This is a genomic window from Stenotrophomonas sp. GD04054 (assembly GCF_029836955.1).
In the GTDB taxonomy this organism is placed as follows: domain Bacteria; phylum Pseudomonadota; class Gammaproteobacteria; order Xanthomonadales; family Xanthomonadaceae; genus Stenotrophomonas; species Stenotrophomonas maltophilia_A.
Genome location: NZ_JAOECR010000002.1, coordinates 51,388 through 75,534 on the forward strand (window position 1 = coordinate 51,388; position 24,147 = coordinate 75,534).

General features: G+C 66.5%; 18 protein-coding genes, 3 tRNA genes and 1 pseudogene. 14 read left to right on the forward strand and 8 right to left on the reverse strand.

The window, feature by feature from the left end; all coding sequences use genetic code 11:
• Positions 1 to 129: 129 nt before the first annotated feature.
• Positions 130 to 1,821, forward strand: a complete 1,692-nt coding sequence (gene asnB, locus N7573_RS01990) for an asparagine synthase B (protein WP_279912337.1) — start codon at positions 130 to 132, stop codon at positions 1,819 to 1,821.
• Positions 1,822 to 1,921: 100 nt separating this feature from the next.
• Positions 1,922 to 3,307, forward strand: coding sequence for a cation:proton antiporter (locus N7573_RS01995; protein WP_279912338.1), 1,386 nt, complete (start codon positions 1,922 to 1,924; stop codon positions 3,305 to 3,307).
• A gap of 11 nt (positions 3,308 to 3,318) precedes the next feature.
• Here the strand turns inward: N7573_RS01995 and N7573_RS02000 are convergent.
• Positions 3,319 to 5,643, reverse strand: a pseudogene (locus tag N7573_RS02000) (penicillin acylase family protein); the annotation flags it as partial.
• Positions 5,644 to 5,766: 123 nt separating this feature from the next.
• Between N7573_RS02000 and bfr the strand changes: the two are divergent.
• Entirely contained in the window at positions 5,767 to 6,255 is a 489-nt protein-coding gene (bfr, locus tag N7573_RS02005) for a bacterioferritin (protein ID WP_004151115.1), read from the forward strand.
• A 303-nt stretch (positions 6,256 to 6,558) separates the two neighbouring features.
• Here the strand turns inward: bfr and parC are convergent, their stop codons facing one another.
• Positions 6,559 to 8,802: a DNA topoisomerase IV subunit A gene (gene parC / locus N7573_RS02010; RefSeq protein WP_279913210.1), complete on the reverse strand. Its 2,244-nt coding sequence runs from the start codon at positions 8,800 to 8,802 to the stop codon at positions 6,559 to 6,561.
• Between the two features lie 60 nt (positions 8,803 to 8,862).
• Complete coding sequence (locus N7573_RS02015) at positions 8,863 to 9,744, reverse strand: helix-turn-helix transcriptional regulator (RefSeq protein WP_049399506.1); 882 nt, start codon at positions 9,742 to 9,744, stop codon at positions 8,863 to 8,865.
• Positions 9,745 to 9,916: 172 nt separating this feature from the next.
• On the opposite strand from N7573_RS02015, the gene emrR reads away from it, so the two are divergent.
• From emrR to emrB, 4 genes are read left to right on the forward strand one after another with little or no spacing between them, the layout of a single operon-like run.
• A complete protein-coding gene (emrR, locus tag N7573_RS02020; protein ID WP_032127923.1) occupies positions 9,917 to 10,360 on the forward strand; it encodes a multidrug efflux system transcriptional regulator EmrR in 444 nt (147 codons plus the stop codon).
• The gene (gene emrC / locus N7573_RS02025) at positions 10,357 to 11,850 is read left to right on the forward strand and encodes a multidrug efflux transporter outer membrane subunit EmrC (RefSeq protein ID WP_049463707.1); all 1,494 of its coding nucleotides are present in this window, start codon (positions 10,357 to 10,359) and stop codon (positions 11,848 to 11,850) included. The genes emrR and emrC overlap by 4 nt, the downstream gene beginning before the upstream one ends.
• Before the next feature lie 11 nt (positions 11,851 to 11,861).
• A complete protein-coding gene (gene emrA / locus N7573_RS02030) occupies positions 11,862 to 13,040 on the forward strand; it encodes a multidrug efflux MFS transporter periplasmic adaptor subunit EmrA (protein WP_049399501.1) in 1,179 nt (392 codons plus the stop codon).
• A gap of 7 nt (positions 13,041 to 13,047) precedes the next feature.
• Positions 13,048 to 14,634 (forward strand): multidrug efflux MFS transporter permease subunit EmrB, encoded by a 1,587-nt coding sequence (gene emrB, locus N7573_RS02035; RefSeq protein WP_032127920.1) that lies wholly within the window; start codon positions 13,048 to 13,050, stop codon positions 14,632 to 14,634.
• Positions 14,635 to 14,808: 174 nt separating this feature from the next.
• Here the strand turns inward: emrB and N7573_RS02040 are convergent.
• Both N7573_RS02040 and N7573_RS02045 read right to left on the reverse strand, forming a co-directional pair.
• A tRNA-Leu gene (locus tag N7573_RS02040) sits at positions 14,809 to 14,893 on the reverse strand.
• A gap of 50 nt (positions 14,894 to 14,943) precedes the next feature.
• Positions 14,944 to 15,843, reverse strand: coding sequence for a LysR family transcriptional regulator (locus N7573_RS02045; RefSeq protein WP_121503834.1), 900 nt, complete (start codon positions 15,841 to 15,843; stop codon positions 14,944 to 14,946).
• Between the two features lie 99 nt (positions 15,844 to 15,942).
• On the opposite strand from N7573_RS02045, the gene N7573_RS02050 reads away from it, so the two are divergent.
• Entirely contained in the window at positions 15,943 to 16,689 is a 747-nt protein-coding gene (locus N7573_RS02050) for a sulfite exporter TauE/SafE family protein (protein ID WP_107433349.1), read from the forward strand.
• A 78-nt stretch (positions 16,690 to 16,767) separates the two neighbouring features.
• Here N7573_RS02050 and N7573_RS02055 read toward each other — a convergent pair.
• Positions 16,768 to 16,852, reverse strand: a tRNA-Leu gene (locus tag N7573_RS02055).
• Between the two features lie 38 nt (positions 16,853 to 16,890).
• Positions 16,891 to 17,802 carry a DMT family transporter gene (locus N7573_RS02060; RefSeq protein WP_279913209.1) on the reverse strand — a complete coding sequence of 304 codons (912 nt, stop codon included), beginning with the start codon at positions 17,800 to 17,802 and terminating at the stop codon, positions 16,891 to 16,893.
• A 101-nt stretch (positions 17,803 to 17,903) separates the two neighbouring features.
• Between N7573_RS02060 and N7573_RS02065 the strand changes: the two genes are divergently transcribed.
• The 3 genes from N7573_RS02065 (at position 17,904) to N7573_RS02075 (ending at position 19,830) form a co-directional block, all read left to right on the forward strand.
• On the forward strand, positions 17,904 to 18,464 hold the full coding sequence (locus N7573_RS02065) for an XRE family transcriptional regulator (RefSeq protein WP_132809718.1): 561 nt from the start codon (positions 17,904 to 17,906) through the stop codon (positions 18,462 to 18,464).
• A gap of 79 nt (positions 18,465 to 18,543) precedes the next feature.
• The gene (locus tag N7573_RS02070; RefSeq protein ID WP_032127915.1) at positions 18,544 to 19,368 is read left to right on the forward strand and encodes an AraC family transcriptional regulator; all 825 of its coding nucleotides are present in this window, start codon (positions 18,544 to 18,546) and stop codon (positions 19,366 to 19,368) included.
• Between the two features lie 75 nt (positions 19,369 to 19,443).
• Positions 19,444 to 19,830, forward strand: a complete 387-nt coding sequence (locus tag N7573_RS02075; RefSeq protein WP_032127914.1) for a cupin domain-containing protein — start codon at positions 19,444 to 19,446, stop codon at positions 19,828 to 19,830.
• 54 nt (positions 19,831 to 19,884) lie between these two features.
• On the opposite strand, the gene N7573_RS02080 is transcribed toward N7573_RS02075, so the two are convergent.
• A tRNA-Leu gene (locus N7573_RS02080) sits at positions 19,885 to 19,969 on the reverse strand.
• A gap of 128 nt (positions 19,970 to 20,097) precedes the next feature.
• Between N7573_RS02080 and rnr the strand changes: the two genes are divergently transcribed.
• The 3 genes from rnr to rlmB all read left to right on the forward strand — a co-directional run bounded on the left by rnr (position 20,098) and on the right by rlmB (position 24,039).
• Positions 20,098 to 22,563, forward strand: a complete 2,466-nt coding sequence (gene rnr, locus N7573_RS02085; protein WP_032127913.1) for a ribonuclease R — start codon at positions 20,098 to 20,100, stop codon at positions 22,561 to 22,563.
• A gap of 144 nt (positions 22,564 to 22,707) precedes the next feature.
• Positions 22,708 to 23,202 carry a GFA family protein gene (locus tag N7573_RS02090; RefSeq protein WP_279943068.1) on the forward strand — a complete coding sequence of 165 codons (495 nt, stop codon included), beginning with the start codon at positions 22,708 to 22,710 and terminating at the stop codon, positions 23,200 to 23,202.
• A 93-nt stretch (positions 23,203 to 23,295) separates the two neighbouring features.
• Complete coding sequence (gene rlmB, locus N7573_RS02095) at positions 23,296 to 24,039, forward strand: 23S rRNA (guanosine(2251)-2'-O)-methyltransferase RlmB (protein ID WP_005408775.1); 744 nt, start codon at positions 23,296 to 23,298, stop codon at positions 24,037 to 24,039.
• Positions 24,040 to 24,147: the final 108 nt, after the last annotated feature.

The following is a 24,147-nucleotide window of genomic DNA, read 5'->3' on the forward strand; positions in this document are numbered from 1 at the left end:
CGCCCGGACACCAGAAAACCCGCATCAGCCGATGCGGGTTTTTTTGTGCCCGGGGCGCAGCCCCACCCGGGCCTGGATGGCCGGTCGAACACCCTCCCACCCGTGAAATCCCCCAACAGGAGCTCTCCCATGTGTTCGATCTTCGGAATCTTCGGCCTGCAGGCCGGTGACGATCTTCCCGCCCTGCGCCGCCATGCGCTGGAACTGTCGCAGCGCCAGCGCCACCGTGGCCCGGACTGGAGCGGCGTATACCTCGACGAAGGTGCGCTGCTGGTCCATGAGCGGCTGGCCATCGTCGACCCGGCCGGTGGTTCGCAGCCGCTGCTGTCGGCCGATGGCCAGCTGGCGCTGGCGGTGAACGGCGAGATCTACAACCACCAGGCATTGAAGGCGGCGCTGACCACCGCCTACGACTTCCAGACCGGCTCGGACTGCGAGGTGATCAACGCGCTGTATCGCCAGGGCAGTTCGCCGGCGCAGTGGCTGGAACAGCTCAACGGCATCTTCGCCTTCGCGCTGTGGGACCGCGAGAGTGGACGCGTGCTGGTGGCACGCGACCCGGTCGGCGTGGTGCCGCTGTACTGGGGCCACGATGCCCAGGGGCGCCTGCGGGTGGCCTCGGAAATGAAGGCGCTGTTCGATACCTGTGCCGACGTCGCACAGTTCCCGCCGGGTCACTACTTCGACAGTGCCAGCGGTGAGCTGGCACGCTATTACCAGCAGCCGTGGCGCGACTACGCCGACGTGCAGGGCCGCCAGGCCGACCTGGCCGAACTGCGCCAGGCCTTCGAGCATGCGGTGGAGCGCCAGCTGATGAGCGACGTGCCGTATGGGGTGCTGCTGTCCGGTGGCCTGGACTCGTCGCTGGTGGCGGCCGTTGCCGCGCGCTATGCGCGTTGCCGCATCGAGGATGGCGGGCAGACCGAAGCCTGGTGGCCGCGCCTGCATTCGTTCGCGATCGGCTTGAAGGGCTCGCCCGATCTGGCGGCCGCGGCGATCGCTGCCGAGGCACTTGGTACCGTGCATCACGGCTTCGAATACACCTTCGAGGAAGGCCTCGACGCGCTGCCGGAAGTGATCCGCCACATCGAAACCTACGACGTCACCACCATCCGCGCCTCGACGCCGATGTTCCTGCTGGCACGGCGGATCAAGGCGATGGGCGTGAAAATGGTGCTGTCCGGCGAGGGCAGCGATGAGATCTTTGGTGGCTACCTGTACTTCCACAAGGCGCCGGATGCACATGAATTCCACGACGAGCTGGTGCGCAAGCTGGACGCGCTGCACAACTACGACTGCCTGCGCGCCAACAAGTCGATGATGGCCTGGGGCGTGGAGCCGCGCGTGCCATTCCTCGATCGTGAGTTCCTCGATGTGGCGATGCGCTTCGATGCCGCGCACAAGATGGTCGGTGCCGGCTTTGGCGGGCGTCGCATCGAAAAAGCGGTGCTGCGCGAGGCGTTCGACGGCTACCTGCCGGACAGCATCCTGTGGCGGCAGAAGGAACAGTTCAGCGATGGCGTTGGCTACGGCTGGATCGATGGGCTGAAGGCGCATGCCGAAGCACAGGTGAGCGACCGTGTGTTGGCGGCAGCGGACAAGCGCTTCGCGCACAACCCGCCGCAGACCAAGGAGGCGTACTACTACCGCCACCTGTTCGAGCAGTTCTTCCCGAGTCGTGCTGCGGCGGAAACCGTGCCGGGCGGCAAGTCGATTGCCTGTTCGTCGCCGGCCGCCATTGCCTGGGATGCCAGCTTCGCCGCGGCGGCGGACCCCTCGGGCCGCGCGATCGCCGGGGTGCACGAACAGGCACTGGCCTAAGCCCTCAAAAAGGGGGCGGAGGGGATTAAGTCGTTTGTGCAACTAACGACTTAATCCCCTCCGTCCCCTTTTTGTATGATCGCCCCCTGCGCATTGGGGAATGTTCATGGACGTACAGGCAGGTGGCGACGTGCCGCCCACGAAATGGGGATGGCGTTATCTGGCCTGGGCCGGGGTGCCGTTGCTGGCTGGCGTACTGCTGGCGCGGTATGCCGGGCCGGCGGCGCCCGAGGCGGTTGCCCGCGCCACCGCCGCCGAAGGCAGCTGGGCGCAGCACCTTGCCTCACCGCTGGGCTTGTTTCTGCTGCAGCTGCTGGTGCTGCTGCTGGTGGCCAAGGGCGCGGGTGCGCTGCTCAAGCACTTTGGACAACCGGCGGTGATCGGTGAGATGGCCGCTGGCCTGATGATGGGGCCGCTGGTGCTCGGCAGCCTGCTGCCGCAGCTGCATGGTGCGTTGTTCCCGGCCAGCTCGCTGGGTCCGCTGGGCATGCTCAGCCAGCTGGGCGTGCTGATGTTCCTGCTGGTAGCCGGTGCCGAGCTGGACCTGGCGGCGCTGCGTGGCCGCCGGCGCTTCGCCTTCACGGTCAGCCATGCCGGTATTGCAGTGCCGTTCGTGCTCGGCGTGGCGCTGGCGATCTGGCTGTATCCGCAGCACGGTCCGCAGGGTGTGGGCTTTACTGCATTCGCATTGTTCGTCGGCATCTCCATGAGCATCACCGCGTTCCCCGTGTTGCTTCGCATCCTTGCCGATCGTGGGATCACACAGACGCCATTGGGCCAGACCGCGATCGCCTGCGCGGCATTGGGCGATGCCACCGCCTGGTGCCTGCTGGCCTTGATCGTCGCCGCCGCCCAGGCCAGCGGCTGGTTGCCGGCCAGCCTCAACCTGCTGTGCGTGGTCGTGTTCGTGGCGCTGATGCTGGGGCTGGTGAAGCCGTGGTTTGCCCGCCAGCAGATCGCGCCGGGCCGTGAGGGACGTTGGTTGCTGGGTATCCTGCTGCTGTCACTGGCGAGTGCGCTGGTCACCGAGATGCTGGGCATCCACGCGTTGTTCGGTGCATTCGCTGCGGGCGTCGCGGTATCGTCCAACGCGCAGCTGCGCGACCTGTTGATGGCCCGCGTCGAACCGTTCGCGGTGACCCTGCTGCTGCCACTGTTCTTCGCCATGACCGGCCTGCGCATGCGCGCCGATGCGCTGCAGGCCAGCGATATCGTGTTGTGCGTGGTGGTGATCGCGGTGGCCACGGCCGGCAAGCTGCTGGGCACATTCAGTGCCGCTCGCAGCGCGGGCATGCCCACGCGCGAGGCATGGCGGCTGGGCGCATTGATGAACACCCGTGGCCTGATGGAGCTGATCGTGCTCAACCTGGGCTACGAGCTGGGCCTGCTCGGCGATCGGCTGTTCGCGGTGCTGGTGATCATGGCGTTGGTGACCACGGCGATGACCGGGCCGCTGCTGAACCTGATCGAGCGGCGCCGGGGCTGAGCGCTGGACGGTCGTGCCGGTACCAGCGTCATCGTGTGCTGCGCCTTGCCGGGCAGGAACGGTGTCGGCCGCCCATGCACCCAGTCCTCGTGGCCGGCGCCCCAGTACGGCGACAGCGGGTGCCCGCTCTGGCCGCCGGGCATGTGTACGATGCCGTCGGCCTCGTGGCCGGGCGAAACCACCATGCGTTCGGAGGCGCCGAAGTTCGGCGTCTGCACGCGCGGCATGTCACGGTCGCCGGGCAGCGGGTCGGCGGGCATGCACAGCCAGCGCTTGGCGATGTCCGGCAATGCACGCGCGATGGGATGGCAGAGCGCCGCGGTGTTGCGCTCTCCCCAGGTGCGCTGGGCCAGTGGGCCCTGCTTGGCCAGCTCGCTCTCGGTGCGGCGTGCGGCATCAAGCAGCAGCGCGTCCCAGCTGTCGTAGGCCGGTGGCAGCAGGTTGGCGGGGCGCTGCTGCAGCATCGGCCAGGCCACGCCTTCCAGTTGTGCCAGGCGCGGGTCCAGATAGTCATCGCCCAGCTGCGCGTTGGCCGGTGCCAGCAGTGCTTCGGACAGGGTATCCATCACCTGCGTGCGGAACGCGCGCACCACCCGGTAGCTGACCGAGCCGGCCGAGGCCCGGCCGCCCCATTGATGGCTGACCGCCTTCAAGCGCTTCAGTGCAGGGTCGTCACTGCGTTCGATGACGTCATGCAGCAACGCCCACCAGCGCTGCAGAAACACGGCGCGATCATCGAGCTGGATCGCCAGCAGGTCGTGTTCGTCGAAGCGGTCCTGGATGGCGAGCAGGTCGCGGATCTGCTGCGCACGCGCGCCGAGGTCATAGCCACCGTTGCCGACGCTGGCCAGTGCCTCGCCGTCGAGGACGCGTCCGTTGGCGGTCCACAGGCGATGGTTGGGGGGATCGATCAATGCAGGCGAGGCATCGCTGCGGATCGGCCACGGTGCGCAGTCCTGGTTGCTGGCGGCCGTGAAGCCGGCCGGCGCACAGCCGGGGCCGCGGTCAGGGCGGGCGCCGATCAGCCGCCAGGCAATGCGGCCGCTGCGGTCGCCGACCACCAGGTTCTGCGCGGGAATGCCGGCGCGGTCGGCGAAGTGCAGTGCACCGTCCAGGTCACCGGCGCGGGCCAGATCAGCGAAATCCAGGCGTACGGCGCCGGGCAGGTGTGCGACCCAGCGCAGGGCATCGCCACTGCCATCGGCATGGGTGTGCAGGATCGGCCCCCAGGCGGTTTCGCGTACCGGGAACAGCACGTCGGCCTGGCCGGCCACTGCGATGCGCTCTTCATGCACCGTGACCGCGGCGTTGGCCGGTTCCGTGCGGTAGTCCGCCGTGTCGATGTAGCTGTTGGTGAAGCCCCAGGCGACGTGGCCGTTGCTGCCGACGATCACCGCCGGCAGGCCAGGGAGCGAGAAGCCAGTGACGTCGACCTGGCCGCCGGCGGCCTGCGGGTCCGGATAGCGCAGGCGCACCCGGAACCACAGGCCAGGCGCGCGCAGGCCCAGGTGCATGTCGTCGGCGACGATGGCGCGGCCGTCGGCGGTGAGTGCGCCGGCCACCGCGAAGTTGTTGCTGCCGATGACGTCCGCCTCCTCCTGCTCGGTGCCCGGCTTTCCCTTCAATGTGCGCAGATCGAGCTGGCTGGCATCGGGCAGAATCGCATTGCCGGTGGCTTCGCCAAACAGCGGTGCATCCCATTCGGTGCCGTCGTGGGCAATCAGCGCGTACAGCGCCGGCGGCACCACCGCACGGATGCGGCTGAGGGCAAGCTCGGTCTGGTTGTTCGGGTCCTGCAGGTCGGCGTACATGGCCAGCCCGGCCAGCACGCTGTCGCTGGCCTGCCACGGTTGCGGTGACTGCCGCAGCAGCAGGTAGGCCCATGGCCGCACGGAGAGATCGGTAAGGCCTTCGTTGACGCCATCTACATAGGCGCGCACGACCGCGCCGTTGTCGCCCAGCGCGGTATCCAGATGCGCCTCGGTGCGGGCGCGCAGGCGGTGCACGCGCATGCGCTTGTCAGCTTCAATGGCCTTCGGCCCGAACAATGCCGACAGCTCGCCGGCGGCACTGCGGCGCATCAGGTCCATCTCGAAATAGCGTTCCTGCGCATGCACATGGCCGAGTGCGCGCATCGCGTCGGCCTGGCTGCCGGCAGTGATGGTGACCACGCCCAGCGCATCGCGCTCGATGGTGACCGGCTTGGCCAGGCCCGGCAGCGCATGCTCGCCGTCCAGGTCGGCCAGGCTGCCGCGCAGCAGCAGCCACAGGGCCAGTGCGGTGACCAGCACGATGGCGACCAACACACCCAGCACCCAACGCCATGTACGTCGCATCGCACGTCCTTTCCGAACTCGTGGGCCGATTGTAGCCGCAGGCGCAACTGCGACTGATTCCGATTAGATCACCGTATTTTGAAATGCGGCACCCTATGCCACATCGATTCACAGGAGCCCCCCATGAAAGGCAACCCGGACGTCATCGCCTGCCTGAAGGAACTGCTGCGCGGCGAGCTTGCTGCCCGCGACCAGTACTTCATCCATTCCCGCCGCTACGAGGACCAGGGCCTGTTCGCGCTGTACGAACGCTTGAACCACGAGATGGAAGAGGAAACCCAGCACGCCGACGCGCTGCTGCGCCGGATCCTGTTCCTCGGCGGCGACCCGGACATGCGCCCGCATGCCACCGAGCCGGGCAAGACCGTGGAAGAGATGCTGCAGAAGGATCTCGACACTGAATACGCGGTTCGGAACAATCTCGCCGCCGGCATGAAGCTGTGCGAAGAGAAGGGTGACTACGTGAGCCGCGACATGCTGCTGGCGCAGCTGAAGGACACCGAGGAAGACCACGCCTGGTGGCTGGAGCAGCAGCTGGGCCTGATCAAGCGCATCGGCCTGGAGCTGTACCAGCTGAGCAAGATCGACGGCAACGGCGCCCCGGCGCACTGAGCCGGCACCGCGATCCGGTAGGGCCGACTGTTAGTCGGCAGCTCTCCAAACGGCAGCCGACTAACAGTCGGCTCTACCAGAGGCAAAAAGCAGCCGACCAGCGGTCGGCTCTACCAGAAGAAGCACAGCGTTCTGTCGCCCGCCAGCATCGGAGCACCGCCAGCCAGCCTTCGCCAGCCAGCTGCTCCACCGCCCGCCAGCCGACAACGAAAAAGCCGGGGAATGCCCCGGCTTTTTCGTGTCTGGTCTCCGGCAAGGCGTGTCAACCAAGGTTGACACCCACCAGGAGCAAGGCCCCAGCCTTTATTCCACCGACAGGCCTTCGACCTTCTGCCAGCCACGCGGCAGCAGGTGGCCGCGGGTGGCGCGGGCGCCGAGGTAGGCGTCGAGCTCGTTGAACTTCAGCCCCATCGTGCGCTGCCCGCTGCGTACCTGCAGGGTCTGCCCCGGGCTGATCGCCACGATGGCGACCACGCGTTCGGTGGCGAGCTTGGCCTTGGGGATCTCGATGATCTTGTTGCCCTTGCCCTTGTCCAGTTCCGGCAGGTCGTTGGCGGCGATCGCCAGCAGGTTGCCCGAACTGGTCACCGCCACGATGCGGTCGGTGGCGACGTTGGCCACCACCGACGGGGTCAGCACGGTCGAACCGGCTGACAGGTTCAGCATCGCCTTGCCGGCCTTGTTGCGGCCGATCAGGTTCTCGAAGCGGGTGACGAAGCCGTAGCCGTGGGTGGAGGCCAGCACGAAGCGGGTGTCCGGCTCGGCGCTGGCCAGGGTCACGAAGCTGGTGCCTGCGGCCGGCGAGAAGCGGCCGGTCAGCGGTTCACCGTTGCCACGCGCGGAGGGCAGGGTGTGCACCGGCGTCGAGTAGGCGCGGCCCTCGCTGTCGAGGAACGCGACCTGCTGCGTACTGCGCGCACGCACCGCGCCCTGCAGGGCGTCACCATCACGGTAGGACAGGGCGGACGCATCGACGTCGTGGCCCTTGGCGGCGCGGATCCAGCCCTTCTCCGACAGCACGACGGTCATCGGCTCGCTCGGCACCAGCTCGGTCTCGTCGATGGCCTGCGCGGCCTGGCGCTGCACCAGCGGCGAACGGCGCGCGTCGCCGAATTTCTTGGCATCGGCGGTCAGTTCGTCGCGGATCAGCTTCTTCAGCTTGGCCTTGCTGTCGAGGATGCCGAGGATCTTCTCGCGCTCCTTGGCCAGCTCGTCCTGCTCGCCGCGGATCTTCATCTCTTCCAGGCGGGCCAGCTGCTTCAGCTTGGTTTCCAGGATGTACTCGGCCTGTTCCTCGGACAGGCCGAAGCGCGCGATCAGCGCCGCCTTCGGTTCGTCCTCGGTACGGATGATGTGGATCACCTCGTCCAGGTTGAGGAAGGCGACCAGCAGGCCTTCCAGCAGGTGCAGGCGGCGCTCGACCTTCTGCAGGCGGTGCTGCAGGCGGCGGGTGACGGTGTTGCTGCGGAAGGTCAGCCATTCGCTGAGCAGCATCTTCAGGTTCTTCACCTGCGGACGGCCGTCCAGCCCGATCACGTTGAGGTTGACGCGGTAGCTGCGTTCCATGTCCGTGGTCGCGAACAGGTGGCCCATCAGCTGCTCGGCGTCGACGCGGTTGGAACGCGGTACCAGCACCACGCGCACCGGGTTGGCGTGGTCGGACTCATCGCGGATGTCTTCCAGCCATGGCAGCTTCTTGGCGCGCATCTGCGCGGCGATCTGCTCGATCACCTTCGACGGCGACACCTGGAACGGCAGCGCGGTGACCACGATGTTGTGTGCTTCCTTGGTGAAGGTCGCACGTGCGCGCACGCTGCCGTTGCCGGTTTCGTAGATGTTCCGCAGATCGTTGGCCGCGGTGATGATCTCGGCGCTGGACGGATAGTCCGGGCCCTGCACGTGCTCGCACAGGTCGCGCACGCTGGCATCGGGGTTGTCCAGCAGGTGCAGCAGTGCGCTGACGATCTCGTTGAGATTGTGCGGCGGCACGTCGGTGGCCATGCCCACGGCGATGCCGGTGGTGCCGTTCAGCAGCAGGTGCGGCAGCCGTGCCGGCATCCAGGTTGGCTCCTGCAGGGTGCCGTCGAAGTTCGGTGCCCAGTCGGTGGTGCCCTGGCCCAGTTCGCCCAGCAGCACTTCGGCAATCGGGGTCAGCTTGGATTCGGTGTAACGCATCGCCGCGAACGACTTCGGGTCGTCGCTGGAGCCGAAGTTGCCCTGGCCCTCGATCAGCGGGTAGCGGTACGAGAACGGCTGTGCCATCAGCACCAGCGCCTCGTAGCACGCGCTGTCGCCATGCGGGTGGTACTTACCGATGACGTCACCGACGGTGCGCGCGGACTTCTTCGGCTTGGACGCGGCATTCAGGCCCAGCTCGCTCATCGAATAGATGATGCGGCGCTGCACCGGCTTCAGGCCGTCGCCGATGAACGGCAGGGCGCGGTCCAGGACCACGTACATCGAGTAGTCGAGGTAGGCGCGTTCAGCGTACTCGCGCAGCGGCAGTTGTTCGAATCCGTGGAACACGGGGCGGGCAAGTTCGGTCATGCGGCGTTGTTACCTGTTGTCGGGAGGCGGCGACGGCGGTCGCCGCTCGCAATCCTGTGATTATCCGGATGCGGCGGGGGATGCCAAGCCGCGCGCAGGGTCCAACCCGGTTTCCAGGCCGTGTCCGGCCCGTGCCAGGTAGCGCCCCGGTGGCAGCCCGAAGTGGCGGCGGAACACGGTGACGAAGGCGCTGGCGCTGCTGAAGCCCAGCGCGTGGGCGATATCGGCCACGCTGCGGCCGTCGGTCAGCTGGCGCAGGGCTTCGGACAGCCGGGCCTGCTGCCGCCACTGGGCGAAGCTGAGCGTGGTCTCGTCGCGGAAGTGGCGGGTCAGGCTGCGCGGCGACAGCCCGGCCCAGTGCGCCCATTCGGCCAGGCTGCGCTCGTCGGACGGGTCGGCCAGCAGCTGCGAGGCGATCTTCAGCAGGCGCCGGTCATGCGGCATCGGCAGGTGCATGCGCTGGCGCGGCGCGGTACGGATCTCGTCCAGCAGCACCTCGATGATGTGCTGGCGCTCGGGCGTGGTGTCGTAGCCCAGCGGCCATTCGCAGATGCGGTCGGCCAGCGCCTGCGCCAGCTTGGACAGGCCCAGTACGCAGGGATCGGCGGGCAGGGTGGCGCAGGCCGGTGCGGCCAGCGCCATGCCCCAGCCACGCAGCGGGCCGTCGAGGGTGACCGTATGCGGCTCCAGCGGCGGCATCCAGCCGGCCGAGCCCGGCGCCAGTGACCACGTCCCGTGCGAGGTGCGGGTGGTCAACAGGCCACGTTCGACGCAGATCAGCTGCGCGCGCTGATGGTGGTGCCAGTCCACTTCACGGACCAGGCCCAAGGGGCTGTCGAAGCGGAAGGCGACAACCGGTGGCCCGTCATTGCGCTCGAACCAATCCAGGGCGTCGTCGCGCAGCAACCGCTTGGGAGGGGGGATTTCTGCCTTGTTCATCATATCCGCTGGCTGAAATGTGTCATCCATTGGCTGAATTGTACTACCGGGCCACCTGACCAGATCATTAAGGTAGGCGCCTTCGTTGATCCAGCCCGCTGCTGCAACACAGCATTCGATGCCAGATCGAATATTTCCATTGAGAAATATTTTTTTTGGAAGAGAATGCTCCCCCATGATCTGTCCTGCAACCACTCCCCCCAGCTTCGGCCTGCTGCTGCGCCAGGTGCGCGACGGCCTGGTCCGTCAACTCGACGCATCCATGGCTGAAGAAGACCTGGGTATCGGCTTCACCCATTACATCGGGTTGAAGGTGCTTTCCAACATGGCTCCGTGCACGGCCAACGAGCTGGCCCAGGCCATCGACCAGGTGCCCAGTGCGGTGACACGCCTGCTGGACAAGCTGGAGTCGCTGGGCTGCGTCCGCCGCGAACCGCATGCCCAGGACCGGCGTGCGCTGCAGATCGTGCTGACCGATGAAGGCCGCGCACTGTGGGCGCGGCTGAAGCTGCGTGGCGACGCGGTGATGGATTACGCCCTGCGTGATCTTTCCGCCGACGAGCGCACGCAGCTGCTGTCCCTCCTTACCCGAATCCGCGATTCCCTGACGACCCCATGAACCCGATCCCGCAATCCACTCTCCGCCGGTCCGGGCGCGCGCTGCTGGTATCAGCGCTGGCCCTGGCCCTGGCCGCCTGCGCCAGCAGTCGTGGCCTCAATCCGCAGGGCCACGTGCTTGACGTGGACAGCCTGCACAGCGAACGCACCCTGGCCGACACCGACCTGAGCGCCACCGGCTTCCCGGCGCAGGACTGGTGGAAGGCACTGGGCGATGCGCAGCTGGACGCGCTGGTCGCCGAGGGCCTGGCCGGCCACCCGAGCCTGGACGCTGCCGATGCGCGCCTGCGCCAGGCGCAGTCGCAGGTCGGTACCGCGCGTGCCGATCGCCTGCCCAGCCTGTCGGTGTCCGGTGGCTATACCGGTCTGCGCCTGCCCGAGTCGATGGCCGGCAGCGAGATGGGTGGCCATTACGCTGGCAGCAGCCAGGTCGCGTTTGATTTCAGCTATGGCGTGGACCTGTGGGGCGGCAAGCGCGCTGCCTGGGAAGCGGCCGTGGACGGCGCCCATGCCGCCACTGTCGAAGCCCAGGCCGCACGCCTGAACCTGTCCACCGGCATCACCCAGGCCTATGCCGACCTGGCGTATGCATGGCAGCTCAATGACGTGGCCGAAGAAGAGCTGGGCCGCTCGCAGAAGTCGCTGGAATTGACCCGCCAACGCCGCAGCGCCGGCATCGACAGTGATCTGCAGGTGCGCCAGGCCGAGGCCCGCGTGCCCGCCGCGCAGCAGCAGGTGCAGGCCGCGCAGCAGCGCATCGATGCGGCCCGCACCGCGCTGGCCGCGCTGGTCGGCAAGGGTCCGGACCGTGGCCTGTCGATCCAGCGCCCGCAGGCGTTGAATCCGATGGCGCTGCAGCTGCCGGGCGTGTTGCCCAGCGAACTGTTGGGTCGTCGCCCGGACATCGTTGCCGCGCGCTGGCGCGTGGAAGCGGCCGACAAGCAGATCAAGGTCGCCAGGACCAAGTTCTACCCGAGCTTCAACCTGACCGCACTGGCTGGCGTCGTCGCACCGAACGTGGGCGATCTGCTGAAAAGCAGTTCGACCTTCGCCTACATCGGACCGGCGCTGAGCCTGCCGATCTTCGAAGGCGGCAAGCTGCGCGCCAACCTGGCCAACACCGATGCGCAGTACGACCTGGCGGTGGCCAACTACAACCAGACCGTGCTCGATGCACTGCGCGACGTGGCCGACCAGGTCAACGCGGTGCGTTCGCTGGCACAGCAGGCGCATTCGCAGCAGCAGGCGGTGGATACCGCACGTTCGGCCTTCGACCTGGCCCAGCAGCGCTACCGCGCCGGCATCGGCAGCTACCTGGACGTGCTGACCGCGCAGTCCACCCTGCTGCAGTCGCAGCAGCAGCTGGCCGGCCTGCAGTCGCAGCAGGTGCAGACCTCGGTGCGCCTGAGCAAGGCGCTGGGCGGTGGTTTCCAGCCCTCTGACGCCGACCGCGCACCGATCGCCTCCCATTCCGATTCCTCGCATTCCTGAAGACTTCCGCCATGAGCCAGACCCAAGACACTGCGGCCCCGGCCGCCCCCAACCGCCGCGGCAACCTGCTGCGCGGCCTGTTCGTGATCGTCGTGCTGCTGCTTGCCGCACTGGCGTTGTGGTACTTCATGTTCGGCCGTTGGTTCGAAGAGACCGACGACGCCTACGTGCAGGGCAACCAGGTGCAGATCACCCCGCTGGTGGCCGGTACCGTGGTCGCCATCAACGCCGATGACGGCATGCGCGTGGAGCGCGGCCAGCTGCTGGTGCAGCTGGACCCGTCCGACACGTCGGTGGCGCTGCAGCAGGCCGAAGCCAACCTGGCCAAGACCGTGCGCCAGACCCGTGGCCTGTACCGCAGCGTGGAAGGCGCACAGGCAGATTTGAACGCCCGCCAGGTGACCCTGAAGCGCGTGCGCGACGATTTCGCCCGCCGCAAGGATCTGGCCGCCACCGGCGCCATTTCCAATGAAGAACTGGCCCATGCCCGTGACGAGCTGGCCGCTGCCGAAGCCGCCGTGGCCGGTTCGCGCGAGACCGTCGAGCGCAACCGCGCGCTGGTCGACGACACCGTGATCGCCACCCAGCCGGACGTGCAGGCGGCCGCCGCGCAGCTGCGCCAGGCCTTCCTCAACAATGCCCGCGCCGGCATCGTCGCGCCGGTCACCGGTTACGTCGCCCGTCGTTCGGTGCAGGTTGGCCAGCGCGTGCAGCCGGGCAATGCCCTGATGGCGGTGGTGCCGACCGAGCAGATGTGGGTCGAGGCCAACTTCAAGGAAACCCAGCTGCGCCACATGCGCCTGGGCCAGGAAGTTGAGCTGAAGTCGGACCTGTACGCCGGTGACGTGAAGTACAAGGGCCGCGTCCAGAGCCTGGGCCTGGGCACCGGCTCGGCGTTCTCGCTGCTGCCGGCGCAGAATGCCAGCGGCAACTGGATCAAGATCGTGCAGCGCGTGCCGGTACGCATCGCCATCGATGCCAAGCAGCTGGCCGAACACCCGCTGCGCATCGGCCTGTCGATGAAGGCCGAAGTGAGCCTGCGCGACCAGAAGGGCGAAGTGCTGCCGAGCACCCCGGCCAAGGGCACGGTGTTCGACACCGACGTGTATGCCAAGCAGCTGCATGATGCCGACGAGGTGATCCACACGATCATCCAGGGCAACCTGCCGCAGCAGGCGAAGGTGGGCTGAGGTCGCCATGTCCGCACAAGCTCCAGCCGCGCCCGGTGCTCCGGGCGCCCCGGCGGCGCCGGGTGCGGCCTCCGGGTTCCTGCCGCCCAGCGTCGCCCTGTGCACCGTCGGCCTGGCGATGGCGTCGTTCATGCAGGTGCTCGACACCACCATCGCCAACGTCTCGCTGCCGACCATCGCCGGCAACCTCGGCGCCAGTTCGCAGCAGGCGACCTGGGTCATCACCTCGTTCGCGGTCAGCACGGCCATCGCGCTGCCGCTGACCGGCTGGCTCAGCCGCCGCTTCGGCGAACGCAAGCTGTTCGTCTGGGCCACGCTGGCCTTCGTCATCACCTCGCTGCTGTGCGGCCTGGCGCAGAGCATGGGCATGCTGGTGCTGTCGCGTGCGCTGCAGGGTTTCGTGGCCGGCCCGATGTACCCGATCACGCAGTCGTTGCTGGTCTCGATCTATCCACGGGAGAAACGCGGGCAGGCACTGGCGCTGCTGGCGATGATCACGGTGGTGGCGCCGATCTGCGGCCCGATTCTCGGTGGCTGGATCACCGACAACTACAGCTGGGAATGGATCTTCCTGATCAATGTGCCGCTGGGCATCTTCGCTGCGCTCGTTGTGGGCAACCAGCTGAAGGGGCGCCCGGAGCACATCGAGAAGCCGAAGATGGACTACGTCGGCCTGGTCACCCTGGTGATCGGTGTCGGTGCGCTGCAGCTGGTGCTCGACCTGGGCAACGACGAGGACTGGTTCTCGTCGATGAAGATCGTGGTGCTGGCGTGTGTGGCCGTGGTCACGCTGACGGTGTTCCTGATCTGGGAACTGACCGACAAGGATCCGATCGTCGACCTGAAGCTGTTCCGGCATCGCAACTTCCGCGCCGGTACGCTGGCGATGGTGGTGGCCTACGCGGCGTTCTTCAGCGTGGCGTTGCTGATTCCGCAGTGGTTGCAGCGTGACATGGGCTACACCGCGATCTGGGCGGGCCTGGCGACGGCGCCGATCGGCATCCTGCCGGTGATCATGACCCCGTTCGTGGGCAAGTATGCATCGCGCTTCGACATGCGAATGCTGGCTACGATTGCGTTCATTGTGTTGTCGATGACCAGCTTCCTGCGTTCGAACTTCAACCTGCAGGTGGACTACAACCATGTGGCGGGCGTGCAGCTGATCATGGGCATCGGCGTCGCGCTGTTCTTCATGCCGGTGCTGCAGATCCTGCTGTCGGACCTGGATGGGCGCGAGATCGCGGCGGGCTCAGGCCTGGCCACCTTCCTGCGCACGCTGGGTGGCAGCTTCGCGGCGTCGCTGACGACGTGGCTGTGGGCGCGGCGCACCCAGGTGCACCATGCCGACCTGACCGAGCACATCTCGGTCTATCAGCCGGGCATGCAGGACCAGGTGACAGCGATGGGGCAGGGCGACCTGCAACACGGCGCAGCGGTACTGAACAACATGATCAACCACCAGGCATCGCAGATGGGCTTCAACGACATCTTCTTCCTGCTGGGCTGGATCTTCCTGGCGATCATCGCGTTCCTGTGGCTGGCCAAACCGCCGTTTGGCGCAGGCGCAGGTGCGGCCGCCGGTGGCGGACACTGAAACTCCCTGGAAACACGTGCTGTATTTTGACCCCGCCGCAAGGCGGGGTTTTTGTTTGTGTGCTCAGGCGTCGACGGAGTGCATCCATGCGTGGATGGGCGTCGCCATCGCGTTGACGCTGCAAACCCCGGAAACGAAAAAACCCGCTTTCGCGGGTTTGATCATCTTGAGTCATGGTGCCCAGGAGAGGACTCGAACCTCCACGGTTTTACCCGCTAGTACCTGAAACTAGTGCGTCTACCAATTCCGCCACCTGGGCGACTCAGGAGATGAATTATGGGGAGCGACAGAAGATGTGTCAACAACATTTCACACCTTTTTCTGCGGCTGTACGCCCAGGTGAAGCAGCAGGCTGCGCATTGCCGATGACAACTGCGCCCACTCGGCAAAACAGGCGCACAGGCGGCGCTGTGCCCATGCATCGGCGAGCGGTACGGCGACGGTATGCGTGCTGCGCCGATGCTGGCGGGCGATGGTCCGCGGCACGATGCCGACACCAATGCCGTGGCCGACCATGATGCATACGCCTTCGAAGGTCTTCATGCGGATGCGTACATCCAGGCGCCGCCCGATGTCGCGCGCCTGGTCCTCGATGTAGGTCTGCAGTGCATTGCCATCGGCCAGTGCGACGAAGGTCTCGCCGGCAACATCGGTGAAGGCCACGCTGCGCCGCGATGCGAAGCGGTGGTCTGCGGGCAGCAGCATCACCAGCGGATCTTCGGCGACCACATGCTGCTGCAGGCCGGCAGCGTCGACGGCATCGCTGATGATGCCGGCCTCGGCCTGGCCAGCACTGATCGCACGCACGACTTCAGGGCTGGTGCGCTCCAGCAGTTCCACGTGCAGGCGCGGGCGTTCGGCCAGCCATGGTGCGAGCCGCGAAGGCAGGTAGTTGGTCAGCGCTGCGGTGTTGGCATACAGATGCAGGGTGCCGCGCGCACCGTGCGCGAACGCCTGCAGTTCACCGCGCAGCTGTGCCTGCTGCTGCAGGATCAAGCGTGCATGGTGGGCGAGCGCGGCACCGGCTTCGGTCAGGCTGACGCCGCGTGGGTGCCGGTTCAACAGCGGGGTACCGGCATCGGCTTCGATCGTGCGCAAGCGCTCACTGGCTGAGCCCAGTGCCAGGTTTGCCTGCGCGGCACCGGCCGTGATGCTGCCCGCCTCGGCAATGGCCAGGAACAGGCGCAGGTCGGCGATATCCATCCGCATGTGATGCCCTCATCGCAACGCCTGCGCCTTCGGATCAGCCGAAGGCGAGGCCGGGAAGACCGCATTGTGCGCCGAGCGGCCGGCCGATCCAATGAAGGCATGAATGAATCGATGTACTTCTACGTGCTGCTGGTGGTGGTGTTCGTGCTGGCCGGTGTGGTCAAGGGCGTGACCGGCATGGGGTTGCCGACAGTGGCGATGGGTCTGCTCGGTGGCGCGCTGTCGCCGGTGGCGGCGGCATCGATGCTGTTCATCCCCACCTTCGTCACCAATGCGTGGCAGCTGTTGTCCGGCCCCTCACTGGGCCACATCGTGCGGCGCCTGTGGCCGATGATGCTGGCCGTGGTGGTGGTGACGCTGGGTTCGGCAGCGCTGCTGGTGCGGGTCGATCGCACCTGGTCGCGTGTTGCGCTGGGCGTTGCGCTGGTGGTTTATGCGGCCTATGCCCTGCTTGCGCCGGTGTTCCGCGTGCCGCAGCGGCGCGAGCGATGGCTGGGGCCGCTGGTGGGCGCGTTGTCGGGTGTGGTGACCGGCGCCACCGGCGTGTTCGTGATGCCGGCGGTGCCGTACCTGCAGTCGCTGGGGTTGCAGCGCGAGGAGCTGGTGCAGGCGCTGGGACTGGCGTTCACTGTGTCGACGATTTCGCTGACCACTGGCCTGGTGCTGCACGGCGCATTCGGCATCCAGCAGCTGGGGCTGAGTACGCTGGCGGTGCTGCCGGCATTGCTGGGCATGTGGCTGGGGCAGGTGATCCGGCAGCGCATCAGTGCGCGGGTGTTCCGCGCCTGTTTCCTGGGTTTCCTGCTGCTGCTGGGGCTGGAGCTGGTGCTGCGGCCGCTGTTGTGATGCCGGCCGCCGGTCGCGGCGATGCCGAATCACGGGCATGAAAAAACCCGCTTTCGCGGGTTTTTCTCATTCTCGACGTGGTGCCCAGGAGAGGACTCGAACCTCCACGGTTTTACCCGCTAGTACCTGAAACTAGTGCGTCTACCAATTCCGCCACCTGGGCGTCGAGGAGCGAGATTATGGGGTGTTGTTACGGGGGTGTCAACACTTTTGGTCGTGTTCGGCGTCACTCGCTGTGCCGCCCTGCATTCCGCCCGCCCGCAGCAGGTTCATGCCGGCGACGGCGCCGAGGATCGCCGCGCTGCCCATCCATTGGGCCGGCCCCAGCACATGGCCGAATGCCGCCGCATCGATGGCAATGGCGATGACCGGGTAGAGGAAGGACAGGACGCCAACCAGCAGGGTCGGTAGTTTCTTCAGGGCTGAGTACAACAGCGTCGACATCATGCCAGTATGCACGAAGCCCAGCGTCAGCAGCAGTGCCCATCCATGCGACGGAGCGTCGCCCGGCCAGCGCGCGAAGGGCAGCAGCAACAGGCTGCCCATCAGGAGCTGCACCGTTACGACCACGGGCGTGGGCACGTCCACCAGTCGTTTGCCGATGGCTGCGGCAATGGCGTAGAGGAGGGCGGCCGCCAGCGCCAGCAGAATGCCAGTGAAGTAGTTGGCCGAAGGGGTGGTGCCTGAGGGGGTGGCAACAACGATCATCACCACGCCGCCGAAGGCCAGCAGCAGCCAGCCCCACTGAGCGGGGCGTGGGCGTTCGCCGAAGGCCAGCACGCCAAGGGCCACCAGCAGGAACGGTTGGGTGTGATAGGTGACGGTCACCACGCCGATCGACGCATACGGGTAGGCGGAGAACAGGCAGATCCAGTTGAGGGTCAGGGCTGCACCGCCAGCAAGAATCCAGGGTAGGCAGCGCCGCTTGCGCGCATCCCCTAGCGGCAGGCGCAGTACGACGCAGGCCAGCAGCATGGCCAGTCCGCCCAGCAGGCAGCGCCAGAACACCACGGTCGGCGCGGGCAGTCCGGTTTCCACCACGAACCAACCCACGCTGCCGGATATCACCATCGCTGCCGCCATCTGCAACGCGCCAACGCGGATGGACTGCATGCCATCTCCAGCGGTGTTCGATATGTCGAACGATTGGCCGCTAAGATAGAAGTGATCACTAGTGTTCGTCAAGTCGAACATTCGTTCGATATGGAGTATTCATGTCTTCATCCAAGTTCGCGCCCATTGATGTCCTCGCCCGTGCCCTCAGGCGGGAGCGCGAGCATTTGGGGGTGTCTGTTTCTGAGCTGGCCAAGCGGGCTGGCGTTGCCAAGTCCACGCTTTCCCAGCTGGAGGCTGGTATTGGCAATCCCAGCCTTGAAACGCTGTGGGCGCTGGCCTCGGCGCTGGAGGTTCAGGTATCGCAGCTGATCGCTCCGCCGCAGCAGCCGGTGCAGGTGATACGTGCTGGAGAGGGCGCTCGTTTGGCCTCCGAGCAGGCTGATTACGTCGTGCATCTGCTGGCCGCGTGCCCCGCGGGGGCGCGCCGCGATATCTATCGGGTCGTGGTCGAGCCTGCATCCATCCGTGAATCCGCACCGCATCCGCCGGGAACGGTGGAGCACGTGGTGCTATGCAGTGGCCGCGCGCGCTTGGGGCCAGTGGGGCAGTGCGTCGAACTGGGGGCGGGCGACTACATCAGCTATGCGGCCGATGTCGCGCATGTGCTGGAGGCGATGTCGGAACCGGTCACCGCGGTGATGTTGATCGAGCATCGCTGAACCCGGACGACCGGAACGCTGGTAAGAGAATCCCTGCCGACATCCATGCTGGAGTGGTGGTGCCTGATGGAGCGTGGAAATGACTGAGAAGGCTTCGCCAGGTGACTGGGTCAAGCGCGGGGAGGGTGACGGTGGCATTGAGCGCATCGAGGCGTTCTTCGAAGGCCACGGTTACGCGCCTCATCGACATGACACTTATGCCATCGGATTCACGCTGGCTGGGGTGCAGAGTTTCCAGTATCAGCGCTCACGGCGGCACGGCGTGCCTGGATCGGTGCTCGTGCTGCATCCTGATGAACTGCACGATGGTGAGGCGGGCACGGCCGCCGGATTCCGCTACAGGATGGCCTATGTCTCACCTTGGCAGGTGCAACAGGTGCTTGGCGGTGCGCCGCTTCCCTTCGTGCAGGGGGGGGTATCCAGCGACCCTCGCCTGAGGGCCGCGATTCTGCCTCTACTGGCGCACCTACAGGCCTGCCTGGATCCCATGGAAGAGGCTGACGCGCTCTATGATCTATCGCACAGCCTTGTCGCGGTGGCCGGGCGCCCGCGTGCCATGCGCAGGCCCGATGCGGCCGGGGTGGAGCGGGCCCGCGCTTACCTGATGGACAGGCTCGGACAGCAGGTGACCTTGGATGCGCTGGAGCAGGTCAGCGACATGGATCGCTGGCAGCTGAGTCGTGATTTTCGTGCGCTGCTGGGTACCAGCCCCTATCGGTTCCTGACACTTCGGCGGCTCGACAGGGTGCGCAGGGCCCTGCTGGCCGGGCAATCAATCGCCTCGGCTGCACTCGATACGGGCTTCTTCGATCAGAGCCACATGGCGCGGCAGTTCCTGCTTGCCTACGGGGTCACGCCTGCGCTGTGGCTCAAGCGGATGGGCATGCGCGGCCGGCGTCGTTGATCGTTGCACGATCGTACAAGAACCCCACGGCGGAGTTTTCCATGCTTCCTCTTCCATGTCGCCAAGAGCATCCGCATGTCACACCTTGATCCCTCTCCTCTGCCCCAGCCGGTCTCGCTTGCCCGGAAATTTGCGCTGTTTACCGAACAGTGGGCACCCAAGGTCATCGCCGAGATGAATGACTACCAGTTCAAGATCGTACGCATCGAGGGCGTATTCGTATGGCACGTGCACGCCGACACTGATGAGGCGTTCCTGGTGGTTGAGGGAGAGCTGCGCATCGAATTCCGCGACGGGCACATCCTGCTGCGACGAGGCGAACTGTACGTCGTGCCTAAAGGGGTGGAGCACAGAACCTGTGCCGATCACGAAGTGTGGTTGATGCTGGTCGAGCCGCGAGGCGTGCTCAATACGGGCGATTCGCGCGGCGAGCGCACTGCGCAGAACGATGTCTGGATATGAGGCGGAGGCGCCGGACAACAAAAAACCCCTGATCGCTCAGGGGTTCTTTATCAGTGGTGCCCAGGAGAGGACTCGAACCTCCACGGTTTTACCCGCTAGTACCTGAAACTAGTGCGTCTACCAATTCCGCCACCTGGGCGTTCCAGAGGCGCAATTGTGAAGATGAATCCCCAGGCTGTCAACGACTTCCTGAATATTTTTCATGCAAGGCCTTCAAGACAGCCGCTGACCCGTTCTGCACGCCGTCAGCGGCTACCATGTAGGGCGATGACTACCAAAAAACCAAGCAAGGGCGGGAGCACCTCCCGCAGCCAGGCCCCGAAGAAGGGCGCCAAGGCGGGCACGGCCCGCACCACCAAGCCGGGCAAGCCGTTGCCGGGCTGGTTCCCCGAATTGAATGAAGGCGGCGCACCACCGCGTGGTCGCAAGGTCCGCAGCGCCGATGCCGCCGCTCCGGGCCCGGCCCCGGGCCGCAAGCTGCCGCCGACCGGCAAGGTGATCGACGATCCCTATGCCGCCCGCGAAGCCGAGAAGTACGAACAGCCCATCGCCAGCCGCGAGGCCATCCTGGCCCTGCTGGAGCGCTGCGAAGGGCCGCAGACCGCCGAGGAACTGGGCGCGCGCCTGGGCCTGACCGCGCCGGACCGCGCCGAGGCGCTGTCGCGCCGGCTCGGTGCCATGGTCCGCGACGGCCAGCTGGTGCAGAACCGTCGCGGCGGTTTCGCCCCGATCCAGACCCTGAACCTGGTCACTGGCGTGGTGATCGCCAACCCGGAAGGGTTCGGTTTCCTGCGCCCGGTCGAGGGCGGTGACGACCTGTTCCTGCCGCCGTATGAAATGCGCAAGGTCATGCACGGCGACAAGGTGCTGGCCCGTGTGACCGGCATCGACCATCGTGGCCGTCGCGAAGGCAGCATCGCCCGCGTGCTCGAGCGCGGCATGACCCGCCTGATCGGCCGCTTCAGCATCGAGATGGGCATCAACTACGTGGTGCCCGACGACAAGCGCGTGCAGCGCAACGTGCAGGTGCCGCCGGACCAGACCGGTGGTGCGCGCGATGGCCAGCTGGTGGTCTGTGAACTGACCCAGGCGCCGGACAGCCGCCGCCCGCCGATCGGCCGCATCATCGCCGTGCTCGGCGACAAGCTGACCGCCTCGCTGGTGGTGGAGACCGCCATCCACGGTCATGAGCTGCCGTTTGAGTTCCCGCAGGAAGTGTTGGACGAAGCCGCCTCGGTACCGCTGGTGGTCGAACCGGCGATGATCGGCGACCGCGTCGACCTGCGCAGCACGCCGCTGGTCACCATCGATGGCGAGGATGCCAAGGACTTCGACGACGCGGTGTACTGCGAACCGAATGCCGAGGGTTTCCGCCTGGTGGTGGCGATTGCCGATGTCTCGAACTACGTGCGCCCCGGCACGCCGCTGGATGAGGAGGCGCAGAAGCGCGCCACCTCGGTGTACTTCCCGGGCTTCGTGGTGCCGATGCTACCGGAGACGCTGTCCAACGGCATCTGCTCGCTGATGCCGAAGGTCGACCGCATGTGCTTTGTCTGCGACATGCAGATCGACCGCGATGGCCTGGTCACGCATTCGCGCTTCTACGAGGCGGTGATGAACTCGCATGCGCGCCTGACCTACACCCAGGTGTGGAAGGCGGTGGGCGAGGACGATGCCGATACTAAGGCCTGGATGGGCGACCTGCTGCCGCAGGTGCAGCGCCTGCACCAGCTGTACAAGGTGCTGTCCAAGGCACGTGCCAAGCGCGGTGCCATCGAGTTCGAAAGCAGTGAAGTGCGCTTCGTGCTGGACAACCGCGGTGAAGTGACCCAGGCCGGCATGCTGGTGCGCAACGACGCGCACAAGCTGATCGAGGAATGCATGATCGCGGCCAACGTCGAGGCGGCCAGGTACCTGCTGTCGCGCCATGTGCCAGCGCCGTACCGCATCCACGAGAAGCCGCCGGAAACCAAGTACGCCGACCTGCTGGAATTCCTCAAGGAGTTCAAGCTGAGCCTGCCGCCGTGGTCCAAGGTGCGCCCGGGTGACTACACCAAGCTGCTGAAGAAGATCCGCGACCGCCCCGATGCCACGCTGCTGGAATCGGTGCTGCTGCGCAGCCAGAGCCTGGCGATCTACAGCCCGGAGAATCACGGCCACTTCGGCCTGGCGCTGGAGGCGTACGCTCACTTCACCTCGCCGATCCGCCGTTACCCCGACCTGCTGGTGCACCGCGCGATCAAGCACGCGTTGTCCGGCAAGCCGCTGGACAAGTTCACCTACAACGCGCGCGAAATGGCGGCCTTGGCGCTGCAGTGTTCCGAGCGTGAGCGTCGTGCCGACGAGGCCGAGCGCGAAGTCGACGAGCGTTACCGCGCGGCGTGGATGGAAAAGCACGTGGGCGGCCAGTTCGACGGCGTGATCAGTGGCGTGACCAGTTTCGGCCTGTTCGTGGAACTGGACGAGTCGAAGGTGCAGGGCCTGGTGCATGTGACCCAGTTGCCGCAGGACTATTACAAGTTCGACGCCACCCGCAAGACGCTGACCGGCGAACGCCGTGGCAGCAGCTACCGGCTGGGCGACCGCGTGCGCATCCTGGTGCTGAAGGCCAGCATGGAAGAGCGCAAGATCGACTTCCGCCTGGTCGAGCACAAGGGTGAGGATGAAGGCGATGGCCTGCCGCCGCTGCCCGAGCGCGGCAAGCCGGCCAAGCGCACCAAGAAGCAATATTGAAAGGCGTGCCGACCAACGGTCGGCACCCACCTCACCCGGTAGGTATCCACCTCACCCGGTAGGTATCCACCTCACCCGGTCGGCACCCACCTCACCCGGTAGGTGCCAACCGTTGGTTGGCACGACGTTTCGGAGGAACTCACAATGCAGGGCCAACCCGAATACAGCGGCGGCTGCCAGTGCGGCGCGATCCGCTTCCAGGCGCGAGGCGAGCTGACCGACAGCTCGATCTGCCATTGCCGGATGTGCCAGAAGGCCTTCGGTGCCTACTATGCGCCGCTGGTGTCGGTGCGCGGCGTGCAGTTCAGCTGGACCCGCGGCCAGCCACGCTATTTCCAGTCGTCCAACGTGGTGCGGCGTGGCTTCTGCGCCGACTGCGGAACGCCCCTGACCTACGAAGCCCCGGATGGCGTGGCCGTGGCCGCCGGTGCCTTCGACGAGCCGGAACGCCTGCCACCGACCATCCAGTACGGGGTGGAGCGCAAGCTGCCGTTCGTCGACAGTTTGTCCAGCCTGCCGGCGCGACGTACCGAGGAAGACGTCGCGGCGCTGGAGTTCCTGGCCACCATCGTGTCCCACCAGCATCCGGACCACGACACCCCGCACTGGCCGCCGCGCAGCCGCTCCGCCGAAGGCTGAGCGGCGGGTAGCGCCGGGCCGTGCCCGGCGAGCGCGCAGCGCGGTCGGCGCCGATGCTCTACCATAGCCACCCCCTTTCCGGTCCCCGCCCGCATGAGCAAGAACAGCCAGTGGATTGTCGGCGTCAACGCCGTCGCCTCCTCCATCGAGAACGACGCCGAGAACGTCCGCGAAGTGCTGGTCGAGGCCGGTGCGAAGAACCCGCGCCTGACCGAGATCGAGGAAAACGCCCGCCGCAAGGGCATCGACGTGCGCAAGGTGAACAGCCAGGCGCTGGACGGTGTCGGCGGTTCGGTACGCCACCAGGGCGTGGCCGCGCGCTATGCCGCCGCCCGCACTTACAGCGAGAACGAGCTGGAGGGCCTGGTCACCGCAGCCGAGGGCAAGGCCCTGCTGCTGGTGCTGGACGAAGTGCAGGACCCGCACAACCTTGGCGCTTGCCTGCGCTCGGCGGCTGCCGCAGGCGCCACTGCCGTGATCATCCCCAAGGACAAGTCGGCCACGGTGAACGCGACCGTGCGCAAGACTTCGGCCGGTGCCGCCGATCTGATCCCGGTGGTGGCGGTGACCAACCTGTCACGCTGCCTGAAGGACCTGCAGAAGCAGGGCGTGTGGATCTACGGCCTGGCCGGCGAAGCCACCGCTTCGCTCTACCAGCTGGACCTGAAAGGCAACATTGCCCTGGTGCTGGGTGGCGAGGCCGATGGCCTGCGCCGCCTGACCCGCGAGAACTGCGATGGCCTGGTCAAGATCCCGATGCCGGGCGAGATCGAGAGCCTGAACGTCTCCGTCGCCGCGGGCGTCAGCCTGTTCGAGGCCGTGCGCCAGCGCGGTTGATTTCGGGGTCGGATCCCTTTTCCATGTGCCGTGTCGACCAAGGTCGACACCTACCGGGCCGTTGCCGTGTCGACCAAGGTCGACACCTACCGGGTCGTTGCCGTGTCG